This window comes from Metallosphaera cuprina Ar-4 (assembly GCF_000204925.1).
Taxonomy (GTDB): domain Archaea; phylum Thermoproteota; class Thermoprotei_A; order Sulfolobales; family Sulfolobaceae; genus Metallosphaera; species Metallosphaera cuprina.
Window position 1 is genome coordinate 1,156,268 of sequence record NC_015435.1, and the last position, 16,331, is coordinate 1,172,598.

At 44.6% G+C, this 16,331-nt stretch carries 13 protein-coding genes; 9 read left to right on the top strand and 4 right to left on the bottom strand.

Annotated features, from left to right (window positions below; genetic code table 11):
- Positions 1–54 precede the first annotated feature (54 nt).
- From MCUP_RS06005 to MCUP_RS06015, 3 genes are all read left to right on the top strand, one after another.
- On the top strand, positions 55–1,521 hold the full coding sequence (locus MCUP_RS06005; RefSeq protein WP_013737881.1) for a 4Fe-4S binding protein: 1,467 nt from the start codon (positions 55–57) through the stop codon (positions 1,519–1,521).
- Between the two features lie 5 nt (positions 1,522–1,526).
- On the top strand, positions 1,527–1,895 hold the full coding sequence (locus MCUP_RS06010; RefSeq protein WP_013737882.1) for a vitamin K epoxide reductase family protein: 369 nt from the start codon (positions 1,527–1,529) through the stop codon (positions 1,893–1,895).
- A gap of 112 nt (positions 1,896–2,007) precedes the next feature.
- Positions 2,008–3,621 (top strand): PQQ-binding-like beta-propeller repeat protein, encoded by a 1,614-nt coding sequence (locus tag MCUP_RS06015; RefSeq protein ID WP_013737883.1) that lies wholly within the window; start codon positions 2,008–2,010, stop codon positions 3,619–3,621.
- Here MCUP_RS06015 and MCUP_RS06020 read toward each other — a convergent pair.
- From MCUP_RS06020 to MCUP_RS06030, 3 genes are read right to left on the bottom strand one after another with little or no spacing between them, the layout of a single operon-like run.
- Entirely contained in the window at positions 3,616–4,272 is a 657-nt protein-coding gene (locus MCUP_RS06020; protein WP_013737884.1) for an ATP-binding cassette domain-containing protein, read from the bottom strand. The genes MCUP_RS06015 and MCUP_RS06020 overlap by 6 nt on opposite strands.
- Complete coding sequence (locus MCUP_RS06025) at positions 4,253–5,230, bottom strand: FecCD family ABC transporter permease (protein WP_013737885.1); 978 nt, start codon at positions 5,228–5,230, stop codon at positions 4,253–4,255. The genes MCUP_RS06020 and MCUP_RS06025 overlap by 20 nt, the downstream gene beginning before the upstream one ends.
- Position 5,231: 1 nt before the next feature.
- Complete coding sequence (locus MCUP_RS06030; protein ID WP_048057538.1) at positions 5,232–6,206, bottom strand: ABC transporter substrate-binding protein; 975 nt, start codon at positions 6,204–6,206, stop codon at positions 5,232–5,234.
- A gap of 174 nt (positions 6,207–6,380) precedes the next feature.
- On the opposite strand from MCUP_RS06030, the gene MCUP_RS06035 reads away from it, so the two are divergent.
- From MCUP_RS06035 to MCUP_RS06045, 3 genes are all read left to right on the top strand, one after another.
- Positions 6,381–7,382, top strand: a complete 1,002-nt coding sequence (locus MCUP_RS06035; protein ID WP_013737887.1) for a potassium channel family protein — start codon at positions 6,381–6,383, stop codon at positions 7,380–7,382.
- Between the two features lie 128 nt (positions 7,383–7,510).
- Positions 7,511–8,140 (top strand): IclR family transcriptional regulator, encoded by a 630-nt coding sequence (locus MCUP_RS06040; protein WP_013737888.1) that lies wholly within the window; start codon positions 7,511–7,513, stop codon positions 8,138–8,140.
- Positions 8,141–9,043, top strand: coding sequence for a hypothetical protein (locus tag MCUP_RS06045; protein WP_013737889.1), 903 nt, complete (start codon positions 8,141–8,143; stop codon positions 9,041–9,043). It begins immediately after the preceding gene.
- Between the two features lie 18 nt (positions 9,044–9,061).
- On the opposite strand, the gene nrfD is transcribed toward MCUP_RS06045, so the two are convergent.
- Complete coding sequence (gene nrfD, locus MCUP_RS06050; RefSeq protein ID WP_048057539.1) at positions 9,062–10,132, bottom strand: NrfD/PsrC family molybdoenzyme membrane anchor subunit; 1,071 nt, start codon at positions 10,130–10,132, stop codon at positions 9,062–9,064.
- Positions 10,133–10,264: 132 nt separating this feature from the next.
- Between nrfD and MCUP_RS06055 the strand changes: the two genes are divergently transcribed.
- The 3 genes from MCUP_RS06055 to MCUP_RS06065 are packed head-to-tail and all read left to right on the top strand — an operon-like array spanning position 10,265 to position 16,326.
- The gene (locus MCUP_RS06055) at positions 10,265–11,125 is read left to right on the top strand and encodes a tetratricopeptide repeat protein (RefSeq protein ID WP_013737891.1); all 861 of its coding nucleotides are present in this window, start codon (positions 10,265–10,267) and stop codon (positions 11,123–11,125) included.
- Positions 11,126–11,169: 44 nt separating this feature from the next.
- A complete protein-coding gene (locus MCUP_RS06060; protein WP_013737892.1) occupies positions 11,170–15,474 on the top strand; it encodes an oxidoreductase in 4,305 nt (1,434 codons plus the stop codon).
- 21 nt (positions 15,475–15,495) lie between these two features.
- Positions 15,496–16,326, top strand: coding sequence for a 4Fe-4S dicluster domain-containing protein (locus MCUP_RS06065; RefSeq protein ID WP_048057752.1), 831 nt, complete (start codon positions 15,496–15,498; stop codon positions 16,324–16,326).
- The last annotated feature ends 5 nt before the right edge of the window (positions 16,327–16,331 follow it).

Below are 16,331 nucleotides of genomic sequence, written 5' to 3' on the forward strand. Positions count from 1 at the left end.
TATTATAATCAATTTTCTCGTATATGGTTTAAATTTGTTGAAGGTGTTTATTCAATGTTAGAGTTAGTGTTTAACGATAGTCATATGCTAGTGTTATGGATACTCTCTATAGTCTTTTCTTCCTTAATCAGCTTCGTCTTAGCTAAGAGCAGGAGTGATTACACGTTTTTGTTTCCTTTCACGAATTTTCTGACTCTAATCTATCAAAGCTACGATGTATTACCTTCGCTTCTCCTGAGCGGGCTATTAGGATATTATCTTCTAACTATAATGAAGAGATCTAACGTTACGTCTGAAATAAACCTAATAACACCGTTATGGGTCTTCTCACTCTCAATATCCTCCTTAACTTTACAGATCTCTACGACGCTATGGCTTACCTCAATTATCCTCCTTAATTCCTTTTATCTAATAGTATTGAAACCATTACGTGTCAGATTGAACTCCTCTCCTTTGGTTTCTCTGTACGTTATTATGATCGGTTTCCTTTCCATATTTTTATTCTCTGTTGACACCCTAGGAGTTTCCTCAATACAGGAGAGCAATTTAGGTCCCTGGATTGGATTGAACTTTTTATGGAACTCCATTTTATCTTTCGCAGCAATAGTATCATCTCCAAACTTCATGATACTGATGGGTGTCTGGACAGGTGTACCTTTAGTATATAAAATATTCAAATCAAAGAAATTAGAGAATAAAATAAGACTTACACTGACGTTCATTGCCTATTGGGTCTACAGTATATATTTGCCTTCTTTTTCCCCTTTTCAGAACGTTTTCCCATACATTCCCTATTCCTGGTTTAACGGATTCGGTACTTTTGGTCCGGTTGCTCCTTATTTTCTTGTAGGTATTCTAGGGACTTACGCTGTAACAGCAGTTCTTTCCTTTCTCTTTGGAAGCCGGCAGATTTGTTCTGTGACTTGCACAGCTCCTTACATGCTTACTTTCGCCTCTGGACTTAAAACCTTTAACAGGTCATCGAAACTTGGCAGGAAAACTCTTACCTCTAAGATGAGCCCTATTTTTAAAATCACGTCAGTTTTGATATGGATAAATATTCTAGCGTTCGCCGTGATATCTTATCTAAATCAAGTTAACTATTTGCATATCTTGATATTGAATCAGGATCCTACAGTGTTCTTAGCCTCTTTGTATTTTAACTTCGTATGGTACATCCAATTCCTTCTTATTCCATTTTTTGGAGATTACGCATGTGTTAACCACGGTTTGTGCGGTTGGGGAACCTATAATCAATTGTTCAGCTATCTAGGTCCGTTCAAGCTAAAAGTTAAGGACCCATCAACTTGCCTCTCATGTAAGACTGTTGACTGCGCTAAAGCTTGCCCAGTCGGTTTAACTGACATGAGAGCGTCTTTCATCAAAAAGGGAGAGTTCAAAGCCTTTAAGTGCGTTGGAGCCGGGGAGTGCATTGAGGACTGCCCTTATGACAACATCTTCATCTATGACGGTAGAGCCTCGATCAGAAAGATGATGTCGAAACTTCGCTCATTAAGGTGAACAATATGAAAGCGGGAGTCGTCCTATCCTCAATAGGACTGGCGGATTCTGCATATCTACTATACGTTACATCGGAGGGAAGAAATCCCTCATATTGTAACATCTCATCCACTATTGATTGTGGGAAAGTTGAGTTCAGCCCCTTCTCTCACTTTTTTGGAGTACCTGACGCTCTTCTAGGAGTCCTATTCTTCATTGTCACGCTCTCATTGTGGATCTTGAATAAGACCGTTACCTTAAGATACCTCTGGATTTTAGGGTCCGTCTTTGTCTTCTACTTAGTCTATACGGAGTTCTTGATAGGATCTCTCTGTATATATTGTACCATAGCTCAGGCCTGTTGTCTACTTCAAGGAATAACCTTCATGTCCTGATTATACTTGAGTTTAAATACTTTCGGTTTAGTTTCTAAAAAAATGATGAAAAACAGAAATTTCTCTTATAAATTAAAAAAGTATAAAATGATTATGATTCTAGTTCTAGCTAATGAAAAGAATAATATTCGCCATAGCCCTTATTTCAGTCTTTTTAATTGGATCCTTTTTGGGGCCCTCTATAACACAGATAGTATCACAGGTTATTACCCCAATACCTCAGCCCATTGTGAGGACTTATGATATCTACAACACTACATATTTCCCTTACGAGGTCAAGGTCACATACTATCCTGGAAACGCCACTTCCCAAAACCTAGGACTGCCTGGAAGCTGGTTGGTTACTAATGGAGGGCAGTCCCATAACGCAGTTGTGGATACCACTTGCACCGAATTGATACAGGGAGTTAGTTGGCAACAGGACTTTGCCCATATGGCTGGGGCAGCTCTGATACCTCTGAGCGCCCCTGAAAACATGCTACCAGGCTCTAACGTAATGGGTACCAGATCAGCCCTGGTAATGTTAACTCAAATGGTTGGTGAGCCTTTAGGAGTTTCACTAGCGGATAACCTCCTCTTTGTAGAGGAGGATAGCGGACCAGGAAGCATATTTGCGGTTAACCCATTGAACGGTCAGGTTGTGTGGTACGCCACAGGTTTGGCAAGCTACGCAATGAACAACCCAATAGTGTATAACGGGATAGTTTACGTCACGGTTGGAGACGTTGGGTTCAACTTCGCTAATTTCGTCCATTACGAGAATGGACAGTACTCAGCCATTCACAGAGGAATGGCATATGGGGCGATTTACGCTTTCAATGCTTCTGACGGTATATTACTTTGGATGAGGTTTACTATGGGCGAGGCTATGCCAGCTCCGGCTGTTTATGACGGGATCTTAGCCTACTCAGATGGAGGAGGAGAGTTCGTAGGGGTTAACGCTACGACAGGGCAAACCTTATGGATGGATTCAATTCCTGGTCTTTTCGACAGCATGAGCAGCGTAAATTACTATGTCATGCCTAATGGGACGCCACTTTTCGTTGCGGGGTTCACAAGTTTGACCGAGCCCTTTGGTCTTTTAGTTGCAGTGAACGGTATCACAGGTAAAATGGTATGGAACGCTTCGCTCCCCTCTCCGAACAAGCCTTTTAACACTGGAATGGGAGACGTTCCACCGGCTGTGGATCAAAGCCTTGGGATAGTTGTGCAATCTACTGTAGCTAACGCTGAACCGAACGGAACTGTAGACACCATGGTCTTAGCTGTTAACGCTACTAACGGTCACGTTTTGTGGGTTACCAATCTGGGGAGAGGTTACACTCCTCCAGCGTTCAAGGGAGCTGTACCCATGATCTACAATAACACGGTTTTCGTAGGGGCTCCATCCCTTGGGACGGAGTTCGCCTTAAACATCTCCACCGGAAGGATAATCTGGCAAACTAGATTGAACGGTATATCCCTCCCTCCGACAGCACCTGGAGGACCTAGAGGAAGCGCCACCATTTATGATAACTTGTTGTGGATCGCGGGCGGACCTAACGTATACGTGTTAAACCCGCATAACGGAGACCTACTGCAGCAATACTACGTAGGAGGTAGATTCGGTATAGTCAACCCTGTGATAGCAGGTAACACAATGTACCTCACCAACAGTTACGGATGGGTGATAGCGATACCGCTCTATCAAGTCTTCCCTCTATTTCAATACTATACCAACTCATAGGTCAAAGATAAATATAGTTTTTTCATCTATTTCTACTCTTTTTACTCTAATTTCGTAAAGTTTCTCCAAGATGTCTTCCCTAAGCTCTTGGGGACCTGATTGCCAAATGATCTCTCCATTCTTTAATAGTATGACCCTATCAGCCTGATTCAGCCAGTTTAGATCGTGAACTGCTATAATAAAGTCCTTCCTACTCTTCAGCTTGGTTACAGTTCTCATTACTTTAGATTGATTTTTAACGTCTAGCCCCGAGGTGGGTTCATCCATCATAACTAAGTCCCCCTCAACCAGAGCCTTAGCTATCAGGACCAACTTCTTCTCACCTGTGCTTAAGGAAGAGAAAGACCTGTCTAACAAATTGGTGAGACCAAAATATTGGATGTACTCCGCGTAGCTTGCTAAGTTGTTTCTAGTTCCGGAAACAAGAACTTCTCTAACTTGTATCTCAGGGGCAGAAAACTCTGCCGGAACGTACCCTCTAGTTATGAGACCTCCTCTTTCGTAAAAGGCCCTTATTATTGACCTTAATAAGGTAGTCTTTCCGGCACCGTTTTGGCCCAACACTAGGTTCACCCCCTTAGAGATCTCCAGGTTATGATCTGGAAGGATTAACTTGTTGCCTATCCTTGCCCTAATTCCCTGTATTAGCAACTCCCTTCACCAGAACGTACATCATAATAGGGGAGGCGAGCAAGGACGTTATTGCGGTTATGGGCAACTTAAATCCTAGGGCACCGTCTGATATGATTTGACTAGCTATCATCACTATAGCTCCGTAAACTAGCGAGTATGGAACGAGCTTAGACGCGCTACCTGATCCTAATCGCCTCACCAGATGGGGCACTATTATTCCTATGAACCCTATTATACCAGCTAAGGATACTATGAAGGCTGTGGAAAGGCTAATTAGAACCACCCATAAGGTCCTGAATTTGTTCGGGTCTACGTTTTTCGATAGGGTCATATCGTCACTTATTGAGGTCAGGTCTATAATCCTAGCTGTGTGTGTCCCTAGAACCCCTAGAGATAACACGATGATTAGGAGGATTAGTACAGAAGTCCATGGCACGTCCTCTATCTCTCCCAATAACCAGAAGGCTAGCGGTGGAACCTCTGGAAACCTCTCCTCCAAAAAAGTCAACATAATGGAGATCAGAGCTGAGAAGAGGTAAGACACAACAACCCCTCCTATTACCAAACCGTAAACCCCTGCCCTCCTTCCTATCAATAGCGTAAAGGTTGTCGAAAGCATAGAGAAAACGAATGCCACTATCGGAGATACGTAGATTATCCAGGAGAACGGCAGGTTGAAGGCCAAAAGGAAGTAAGAGAGCACTGCCCCGAACGCTCCACCGGAGGCCGTACCGCTCACATATGGATCCATAAGAGGGTTACGTAGAAGAAGTTGCATTATCGCCCCAGATATCGCCAGCGTGGCACCTATCAGTGCCGAGGCAATTACAGTGGGAATCCTTATGTTCCACAATATGTAACCATAGGCACCTTCAGGATGGAAGAGTTCATTTGGAGGAATGAACACCTCGCCATACATCGTTGCTAAAAGGAAAAGTAAAGGTAGAACAAGAACAGGATATTTAAGATAGTTCAAGTTAAAACACCGGAAGGCTTACGTTTAAGTCCTTTAACACAAAGGACGAATTCACATAGTGAGGTGAAGCGTTGTTTAAGATGTCCCTTACCATCTCAACGCTGTAAACTGAGAGAGGCCCTGGCTCATTGATTAGATCTGTTGGCAAGTTCTGAGATAAAACGTATATCCTGTTTTCCTGATACGCTCTCGTTGAGGTTATTCCCGGCATGTGAGAGATTAAGAACTCCGTATAGCTTATGTTGTAAACCTCTTGTGCAATAATGACCTGAGGATTTGCCAGGTCAAGGGACGATGGACCCAAGAGAGGATATCCAGATTGATTGGAGAAAACGTTAGACCCTCCAGCTTTAGTTATGATATCGTTGATGAACACGTTGCCTCCGGCTGTGTAGAACTCGTAGTTAGGACATATGTACAATAGGTAAGCCACTGACACGTTACCTTGCGTAGAGAAACTTTGAAGCTTATTGTTCATCCATGAGACCAGTTTCTCCCCTTGAGACTTAGCCCCAATTTGGTTTGAGACGTTTAGAATCGAAGCCGTTATTTGAGAGAAGTTCTGAGCGTAATCATCATTAGTTAATAACAAGTGTAAACCCGCGTTCTTTATGAGGGTTGCGTAACTGCCTATAAGACCCTCCTCGTCAATGACGATTGAAGGATGCAAGAGAACTAATCCGCTAATGTTTGGAGGGCTTCCTGCTTGCAGCTGTAACACAGTTACGTTTTGAGGTAAGCATTTCGTCTCGTTTAGAAGTTCAATGAGAGAGTACGAGTACTGGTCTACCGCTACTACATCCTTTCCTAAACCAAGCGAAACTAAGATTTGAGTGTCGCTGGGGGCAAGTGACACTATTCTCTGAGTTTGATCGCTCGACAAGTTAGTCTGCTTGATTTGAATTAAGTAGAAAGCAAAAAACGCAATCAAGACAACTACAATTAATGACGTGCCAACGATTACGCTCCTCTGCATAAATCTTGGATAGGCTATCCATATAATTAAACTTTTCCTCCCGTGAAGGGATGACCGCTAAGGGTAAGTAACGTTTATATATTCATGATTTTATGTTGAAACGATGCGTGAGGAAGTGCGTAATTCATTTTTTTCAAGCTCTTCGTGCTCAACAATTTGAGAAGAGTGTTAGATATGGGAATGAGGTCATACCTACTTGACGCATTGGAGATCTTGGTAGCTCCTTACTCGGTGTTGAGGAAAGTACTACCTCAAGTAGTAATGTTAGCCATAGTGGTGCTATCCAATTCCATAATATTCGTGACCTATCAGCATTTAGATTGGATATCTGCAATCTACGCGGGAGTTAACGTAGTCACCACCGTGGGTCTATACGCTCCGGATATAAATCAGATGCCTTCGGTGGAGAAATTACTCCTTGTTATAACCATAATTATGGCAGTAGGTCTTTATACTAGTATAATTCAGTCTATGGTGAACACTGTCGTAAAGAGGTCCTCGTGGACCGACGCTAGGGCAAGATGGAGGGGTTCTCACATGAAAGATCACATAGTTATAATAGGTAACAACAGAGTTGTCGTTACTGCAGCTAAGAGACTAGAAAAGTTAGGAAAGGAGTACGTAGTACTAACGAGCTCAAAAGAGGTCTTCGATCAGTTAAGAGGGGAAAGAGTAATACTAGGAAACCCTGAAGATGATAAAGACTTGATAAGCTCCGGAATTTCCTCAGCGTCCTCAGCTGTTATCTCGATGGATGACGACACTCAAACCCTCCTCGTGACGCTTAAGGTCCAGAAGATCAACCCTCCCCTGAACACCATTTGTGTAGTTAAACAGGACTCCTTAATTGACGTTTTTAAGACCGCTGGAGCAGACGAGGTGATCCCGTATGAGGACATTATTGGAAGGATCACAGCAGCAGCCTCCATAGCTAAGAACGTTGGGGGAGTAATATTCACGATGGATAGGAAGGCAGATATGGTTGTAGGATTCTTTGACGTCAAGAAATCAGCGAAGCTGTCTGACCTACCTAACGATGTGATTCCGATAATAGTCGTCGAGGATGGTAAGTTAAACCCTTATTTCTCAAAAAACACAGTTCTTAGGCCCGGTCAAACCCTTATTTTACTAGGTAACCCTGACAGGTTTAAGGATATAACTCGATTGTTAGAATGACCAAGGGTACTTGAGTACGTTATAGCCTTATACGTCGATAAAAGCTCTTTTCCCTTTTAAGAAAATTTATCTTCATTATAATTCTTCGAATAAAAACTATATAAGCTAGTTTAAATTAATCATTTTAGATGAGCGTAATCTTTCTGGACCCAAAGGACATAGAGGTATTGGAGTTCATGGTCTTGCTGTCGCATATTTCATCGTATAAGCTCTCCAAGGTCTCCGGTATTCCAGCCTCAACGGTTTGGAGAGTCCTAGCTAAATTGAAGTCCCTTGGGTTGATAACCAAAGACGGAAGGGAGTTCGCCATCACCCCACGAGGACTAGTTTTAGCCTACTACGTCACTAAGAGACAGTCGATTAAGGAGAACGCTATACAGGGCTTGAAAGAAGGGTGGAAATATGAGGGTTCAACCGATGAGCTTAAAAGTTTTCTAAACTCGCTCCACGATTTCTTAAGAAGGTTTGAGATATCCCCCATGAGTATTTGTTTCAACCAGCCTTTATCCGTAGCGAGCCTAATGCTTCCTAGAGCTAAGGAGTTAGATCAGCAATCTCAAACCGTGTTGGCTAGGTTCATCCTTAGAACTTTTCCTTCTATTGTCCTCCCTTCAGGATGTAAGGCAGTTCTTAGTTTCGATCAGAACGGAGAACCTTACGCTCTGGCTGCGGACTGTAAGGAGGATGGAGTCCATCTTTTTCATAGGTGTCAAGTAATAAACTCGGTAGTGAAAGCGGTTTCTAAGGGTAGCGTCTAATTGGATCTAAGAGAAAGGTTTTTGCTAAACGCCTCAACGTTAATGAAAGAGGGAGTTCATCCCTCAATAATCTTAAGCGGATGTCAGAGGACGGATCAAGATAACGTTGTGCTCTTTAAACGTGAACTTGGAGAGGTAGAGCTCTGTCTAAAGTTAGGTAATTCACCAGACAAGAGTTGCGATTTCTTTTACCCTTCAACCAAGGAAGGGCTTCACACAAGGAAAGTTAAGATCAGTTCTAACGTAGTGGCAGGAAAAGAAGGGCTTCTCTTCGTGGATGTCCTATATCCTGAAAATAATAAAAATATACTTAGAGCTCAGTTACAAAACTTAATTACAATATGGGGGATCAAAAAATACGAAATGGAGACGATTGAAGGAATAGCAGGGTTCATATGGGGGGATATTTATGAAGAGAGAAAAGTGAGTGAAGGCATGTACGTTGGGATGATAAATAGACCGGGCGGACTGATCTCCACTAAGATCTTGTATAGAGCTTTGAACGGAGCGATGGACTATTTCCTTAAGAGGGGTGTTGACGTAACTGAGCTTAGGAGGATGAGTGATGAAACCATGAAGAGGGCTGCCCTTACGTTAACGCTTGACGAAAACGTATATCCTGTCAATCTCACTAGAAGGGGTTTGAGTTACCTTCCCACTCTCTTTAAAAAGTTAGGAGTCTCAGTTAGACTCGAAATCCCATCCCCATGGTACGCGGATCTATTGGACGTCGTCCCATTTACTAAAGACTTCGTTCAATCTGAGAATCTTTTCCTCCTGATAGGGGAGAAAAACGAGGTGGAATCGGCGCTCTCAAAAGGTGAAAGGATAGGCTTCCCGTCCTTTCTCATTGGTAGGACAGGAAGCAGAGAAGACTCTTCTATAATAGTAAAAAGAAAATAAAAAAAGTCATTTTGACTTTTAACCTCTCCAACCGAAGCTCCCTATAGGCACGGGTTGGTTTGTGACTATTTGGAAAGGAGTCATTGGGGCAAGTTGATAAGCGTATTGACCCGCGAACAGTACGTCCGCTCTTGTCAGATACCCGCCCACTAGAGCGAATATGGCAGCGGCGATCATGACGTACTTTATCATTGTGGGCAAGTCCGTGACTGGCATTTTCCCCATCGCGCCTGAAGGTGCCTCTACCTTGGCTCCAAACATAGATATGACTCCGCTTATCGAAAGGCTACCAAATCCAGATATTATTAACGTTAGCGCTGTGAGTGCCATATCAGCGTAGAACGTAGCTTGGGATAGTAAATAGTTGTAGGCCACCTGGTTGAAAACGTAAATGAAGTTGACAGACGCCATGAAAAGGAACCAGGTAGCAAACTCAGCTATGCTAGAGAAGAAAAGAAGCTTAGTTAAAGTTACCCTAGCCCTAATCATGTCCTCACTCTTTCCTATGAGAGCTATCAGATACGCCAATCCAGTTGCGGCGAAGATTCCGTCCGCTAGATATAAAGCAGGTATGCCTGCGTTGTTCCAGAAAGGTACACCGGTGGTTGCAGCCAATTCGAACCCACTGTAGGTAGTGGAGAATATCCCAGCGAAAAACCCCAGGATCGCTATAACTCCACGGATTAACCTGTTGTTGAACTTGAATACCGTTACCACCATGTAGAGGAAAGTAAATAGAAGTAGACCCCCAACGAAAACTATTCCTCTAGCCATCCAAGAGTTCCCGAAGTAAACAAAAGCAGCCATGGGCGCAGTAATCCCTGCGTTAGGTCTACCTAGATCTAAGTCGAAGAAGCCAAGAGCGAGTATTGACGCTATGAACGCAACGACTGAGGCCCTCCTCGTGAAGGAGTCGTACCTCCTAGTCACCTCCATCAGGCCTATAATAGCCATTAGCATCCCTGCAATTTCAGTGAAATAGAGAGCTAGAGCTACGTAAGTTCCCCACATTGGATATTGATTAATTTGTATTATGGGAGCTTGTATACCGAAGGACGTCCCTGGAGAAGGAGCGCTGAATAGACCCATATTTATCTGATTCGTTCCTTAAACTAATTATTTAAATAAAGTTTCATTTCAGAGAGCCGATATGTTTAACCGTTCATATTTTTCTAAACCGTAAAGCAGATTAAAAACTATTGAGACTTATAAGTTGAGAGCTTGGAGGATAAAATAGAGATCGCACAGAGTTTACTCGAGAACGGAAGTTACGAAAAAGTTATAGAGATTCTAAAGGACGTCGACTTACTCGAGGCCTATCTAATCAGGTCCGAGGCCTACTCTAAGATGGGTAAAAAGGACCTAGCATTACAAGAGCTAGATTTTGGACTTCAAAAGTTTCCGTTCAGTTACGCGATTCTAGCTACTAAGGCGGAAATTTTGGAGGAGATGGGCAAGTTAGAGGAGGCATTAGAGAGTATCGAATCGGCACTCGAGTTCACGCCCTTTTCTTCTGAATATCGTTTCGTAAAGGCCCGGATACTATATAGGCTTAACAGATTTGAAGAGGCCAACCTTGAGTTGGCAGAAGTGCTAAGGACAAACCCTAAGAACGTGGACGCTAGGATCATGAGAGCCTTCGCCTATTACAACATGGGACTCAAGTTGGATGCTTTGTCCGAGATAAATAGAGCCCTAGCTTTCGATAAGGAGAATCCCAAACTTCACTCGTTAAAGGGGAAGATATACTATGAAACTGGATTCCATAAGTTGGCCCTGAGCGAATTTAAAATAGCCTCCCACTACGATCCTGAAAACCCAGAGCACTACTACAACGCCGCAATGTGCTACTTTACTCTGAAACTGTTTGATGACGCTCTAATTTACGTTGATTTTGCCCTCTCGAAGGCCGAAGCGCCTAATTATCATGCACTAAAGGCGTCTATACTTCACGAGATGGGAAGGGATGAAACTCAAGAGATCAAGAGGGCTCTGGAGTTAGATCGATCGCTTAAACCTGTTTTGGAGAACATGCTGAACGTAAAAATATACCCAGATGGAAATATCGAAAAAATGAAGTGAGTATTTAAATAATGTAAACAAATTAAACGACTATTAGATAAATAATGAGCCATTTAAAGCTCTCAAGAAGGGAATTTCTGAAAGTTAGTGGTGCAGCAGCCTTAGGTACTGCTATAATCTTGGGCGGTAGCACGGTCGTAAAGAGGATTTTTGACACGTTTTCAGAAAACGGTTACACCTTGAATTACCCCAGCGACGAAGTGGTTTACTCGAACTGCTTCCAGTGTTTAGGGAGATGCGCTTTAGAAATCGTGAGGACGCCCACAGGATTCCCTAGGTTCATAACCGGAACTATAGGATGGCATATAAACGATGGAGGCGTATGCCCTAGAGGTGCGTCAGACGTCTATTACTACTTCTCCCCATCCAGGTTGAGATACCCGTTATTGAGAGCTGGTGATAGAGGTACAGGTAAGTGGGTGGCTATCGATTATGATACGGCATTCGATATTCTCGTAAACGGGGCATCAGCTAACAGCTGGAAAACCATAGGAGTGACGCCTCAGCAACTTGGGGTTTCAAACTTCCAGGGGCTCAGCCAGATCAGGGAGACAAATCCGCACTCTTTAGTTTTCATGCAAGGGAGGGACCAACTCATACCTGGTATTACTGCAGGTTTCTTCGCTGGGAACTACGGTACCGCTAACGCGGGAGCGCACGGTGGTTTCTGCTCCATGAACGTTTATACAGCAGGTCTGTACATCACGGGAGCTCCAGTTTGGGAGTACGCAGGTCCGGATGAGGAGAGATCCCAGTACTTCGTTCTTGCTGGGTTGGCTGGAGATCACTTCCCCAACTGGATGAGAAGGATCATTGCAAGGATTAGAGAAAACGGAGGTAAAGTCTTGACTATAGCCCCTGAAAGGTTTGGGTTCTATTCTGTTTCGGATGAGCATCTGTTCATTAACCCGGCCATGGATGGAGCTCTGGCTATGGGTTGGATTAGGGCTCTTGTCGATTTTCACTTCTACGTGTACAAGGCGTACTTAGCCTCCACTGGTCAAGGGCCTACAGTACTAAATCCTTTAACTCTTACGCCTGTCCAGCCGAGTTATAACCCATCCTCAGGCCAGCTATTGATGCAAACCGTTTCGCCATCGGGACAAGTACAGGCCATTCCCAACTTAGGAGACATACCGAGCACTGCAGTTTTCCCTCACATTGATGAGGAGTTCCTAAGGTACTACACTAACATGTCTTGGCTAGTTATCGTAAATCCCAATCCGCAAAACGGCGATTCGTTAGACCCTTCAGATCCCACAGCAGGAAATAACGTAGGGTTACACCTCAGGATGCCAGTGAACAATCAACAATACAGCAGTTCTCATCCCTGGTTGGAAGCTGTAATGGGCAACGACGGTAACGTTTACTCATACGTTGACACTCCCTGGCAGAAGAACGTAATGCCTATCCTTACATTAGACGAACTACCTTCCAGCATACAATCTAAAGTGGTTCAAGTCCCCTACAAGCTAAAGGACGGAACCTCGGTAAAGGTTCCTGCGATTCAGGTCACAGTTCCCAAGGCCCTGAACTCAAGTGAAACCATAACGTTGACTGTTACTACGGCCTTTGAACTTTTAAGGGCTGAGCTGCTCAACTACGATCCGTACACTCCTTCAAGTTCGCAACCTCAATTCGGTGCACTTAACGTAGCCGAAGTAACTGGGATACCTCACAACACCATAGTGAGAACCGCAAATGAGATGGCCACCGTAGCTTTCCAGAAGTCAATAAACGAACCGGCAAAGTGGGTGGACTATCTAGGTCGGTATCACGATACGATCGTAGGTAGACCAGTCTCAATTTACTTCATGAGAGGTTTAGCAGCGCACGCTAACGGATTTATGAGCTCCGCAGCTTTCTATTACCTCGTCCTCATGCTTGGGGCCTGGGACAATCCTGGAGCTGACCTGTACAAGTACCCATATCCCCATTACTTCCCTGGACATGCGGTGCCTCCCCATCCGCTAGCTAATACACCTCAAATGGATCAAACCGTAGCGTCTGCCATAAGCGGTGTAAATCTCACTATACCGAAGACGAGGTCTGGTTTCCTCAAGAACGAACTCATCTACAACGACGGGACGGTTGACATTAAGAGCGTTACTGTGGTTGGAGCAGGTCCGTACGGTTACCCTGACGGACCTGATGACTTAGTGATTTCGAGCAACGGGAGACCTCTATTGATAGACAGGGGTTACAGTTGGGAAATACCTCTGACCGCTCAAAGGTCCATATCAGCCGTTGCGTACACAACCTACTTTGCCAACAAGTATCCGAACCAGGTTTTACCATATACCGTTAACGCCATGATGTGGTATATCACGTCTCCTTATTGGAATAACGCCTACACCTTAACGGATCTCCTTCAGAAGGTTACTGAAAAGGACAGTAGTGGAAACTATGTGATTCCTTTCACTATCAGCTTTGATCTATTCATGCAGGAGACCAATAACGTAGTAGATCTCGTCATGCCTGACCTTTCGTTCCTAGAGATATACGGTTTTCACAGCACCTTTGATAGACCGACAAGTCTACCTCAGGGGCCCTCCGACTCGCTCAACTGGCCTGCACTCCCATCAATGTACCCTGTGTTATCTACAGGGGACACTCTCCTAACGCTTCTTTGGGTACTGAGAGCTTATCCCGGACAGAAGTCCATTAACCCAACTGACAACCCGCACTACACGACCCAGGATCCTGTAACTGGAGGGAACTTGATAAGCCCTGTTAACCTTAAGGATCCGGTCTCCGGAACGCAGATACTTACTCAAGGACAACCAGGTTTGATCTCGTCTGGCATGTACATTCTGAAATCAGGTATTCTTTTGGCAGGTTACGGTGAAAACTTCGAGTACATACTGACTGACTCAAGTGGGAAACAGAGTCCAAACCCACAACAGCTCAAACTCTACGCCTCCTTCGTCCCAGCGTCTTCTAACCAACAAACTGTGATTAACCAGATATTGAGCGGAGTACCCACTGGTCAGACATTTTCCACCTCCCAGACTTACAAAATAGGAGCTAGCAACAGGAGCTCTGGAATAGAGCACTACTTCAGGATACCTGTAAAGTTCCAACCAGGACTTCAAGCTAAGCTACAGGACATAATAAACAAGTACGCACCTAACATGTCACTAAGCGACATAAATCCTGGATACGTGAAGGTGGGCAAGGGAGGGGCGACTTACGTACTTCCTCCGTCCATTAGGTACATGAGGAACGTTAACATGTTCTACTTCCTAGGATGGGGAGCTTTCATGCCGGGAGGTTACGGACCTATTGGCTTACCTTACGTCCATAGGATATACCTGGAGTACCTACAGAAGTTTAGGCTGGCCGCTGCAGGAAAGTGGACAGGGTACAACGCGGCGTATTACTACTATTACCTCAAGACGGGTAACGAGAACTTAAAGGTTAAATCCGTGTTGCCCAACGACAGTTACGGCACTGCCCTTGCTAAGAATTTACTAGACTATCACAGACCTTTCGGCGGTTACTATCCTCCTCCCGCCTGGTCCTCTAACATCACGTCGGACGGAATCAACTTAAACGAGTACCCGTTGACGTTCTTCGTCAGGAGACACGACAGAACTTATCACTCGTGGTCGTTTACCGTACCTTGGCTAACCGCGATAATGCCTTACACCCCGGTTATGCTGAGCTCGGCAGACCCTTACGTACAGAGTATGGGAATAAAGTCGGGAGATCTGGTCCAATTTGAGGCGATAAACGAACCTTGGAGCGGTGGCTTAAGGACAACTTTGACGGCTATAGCGTTCTTGGATAACGCTACTAGGCCAGGAGCAGCCTGGGTGGTGGTTTCGGCACAGGCGCTACCAGGATTTAGGAGTCAGACTCCCGACTCTCCACAGGTTAAGTACAGCGTGTTAAACAACTGGGCCAACATATCCTACATGCCTCCTTCAAGAGGAGGACAACTCTCTCCTACCAACGATAAGGCCTTCCCGATAATGTACCTAGACCCCATAACTGGGCAAACGTCTTGGCACGACAGTAGAATAAAGATAGTGGGGAAGTCGACCTCCTCTCAGGTTCAGGTAACAGCGAACAGGTTCGTCTATATGGGTCAAGACTTCTCAAACCAGGACATCTTAGCTACAATAATCAACCAAATGGGCGGTGCCATATCGGTCAGTAGCTCACCTTCACAACCCACCTTCGCTCAACCAGTTAACGTGCCTCATCTCAGGTTCGACGCTAACAACATGACCTCAACAAGTATATGGAGTTACGTATCTCCAGGATCGTTAGCTCCTGGTTACACAATAGGGCAGTACAAGGTGAGGTACGGTTTCGCAACGGATCCCCAAAGTCAAGGGTGATTTTTCTCATTTCGTGAGGTGATAAATATGTCTCAAAACACACAAATTCAATTAAATATGAAACAAGGTGGAGTTCAACACGCTCTACCTTATACCCCCGTGGCAAACTACGCTATAATAACTGATCTAAACAAGTGCTTCGGTTGCGCCGGATGCCAAATGTCATGTAAGGAGTGGAACACGTCAGGTATGTTCGGACCTCTGCCGGATCTGGATCCATACGGCAACCTGGACGTTATGTTTTGGCTTAGGGTGTTGTACGTAGAGGTTGGTAACTACCCTCAGACTAAGGTCTACAACATTCCAATCAACTGTTTCCACTGTATGAACGCTCCTTGCGTTGAAGTCTGCCCCGTTGGAGCCACCTTTAAGAGAACGCAGGACGGTATAGTCCTAGTGGACTATGAGGAATGTATAGGTACTAAGTACTGCATTTACGCCTGTCCCTACGGGAACAGGTTCTTCGACTACATTGAGGGAGTGACAAAGAAGTGCACTCACTGTTTCGATAGGATTTACGATCCTACACTTCCACCAGAGGAGAGGATACCGGCTTGCATACACGGCTGCATGGTACAAGCCAGGATTTGGGCGAACAGATTGGATCCTACAGATCCTGGTAACATCCTGTTTGTAGATAAGGGCGGTTTCGTATTGGGACCTGAGACGGGAGCGAACCCAGCAAGCGGTTATCTACCGTGGCACAGTGACTACGCTGCGGATAACGACGTTGAATTGCTCAGCCAGTCCGAGTACTATAACGTGTGGACGTCAAACGGGGTAGTACAGTTGGGATCTCAAGGTAACAACTCTACCTATACAGAGGGTGGGGGTTCAAACTCAAGCTCGTAATTTTT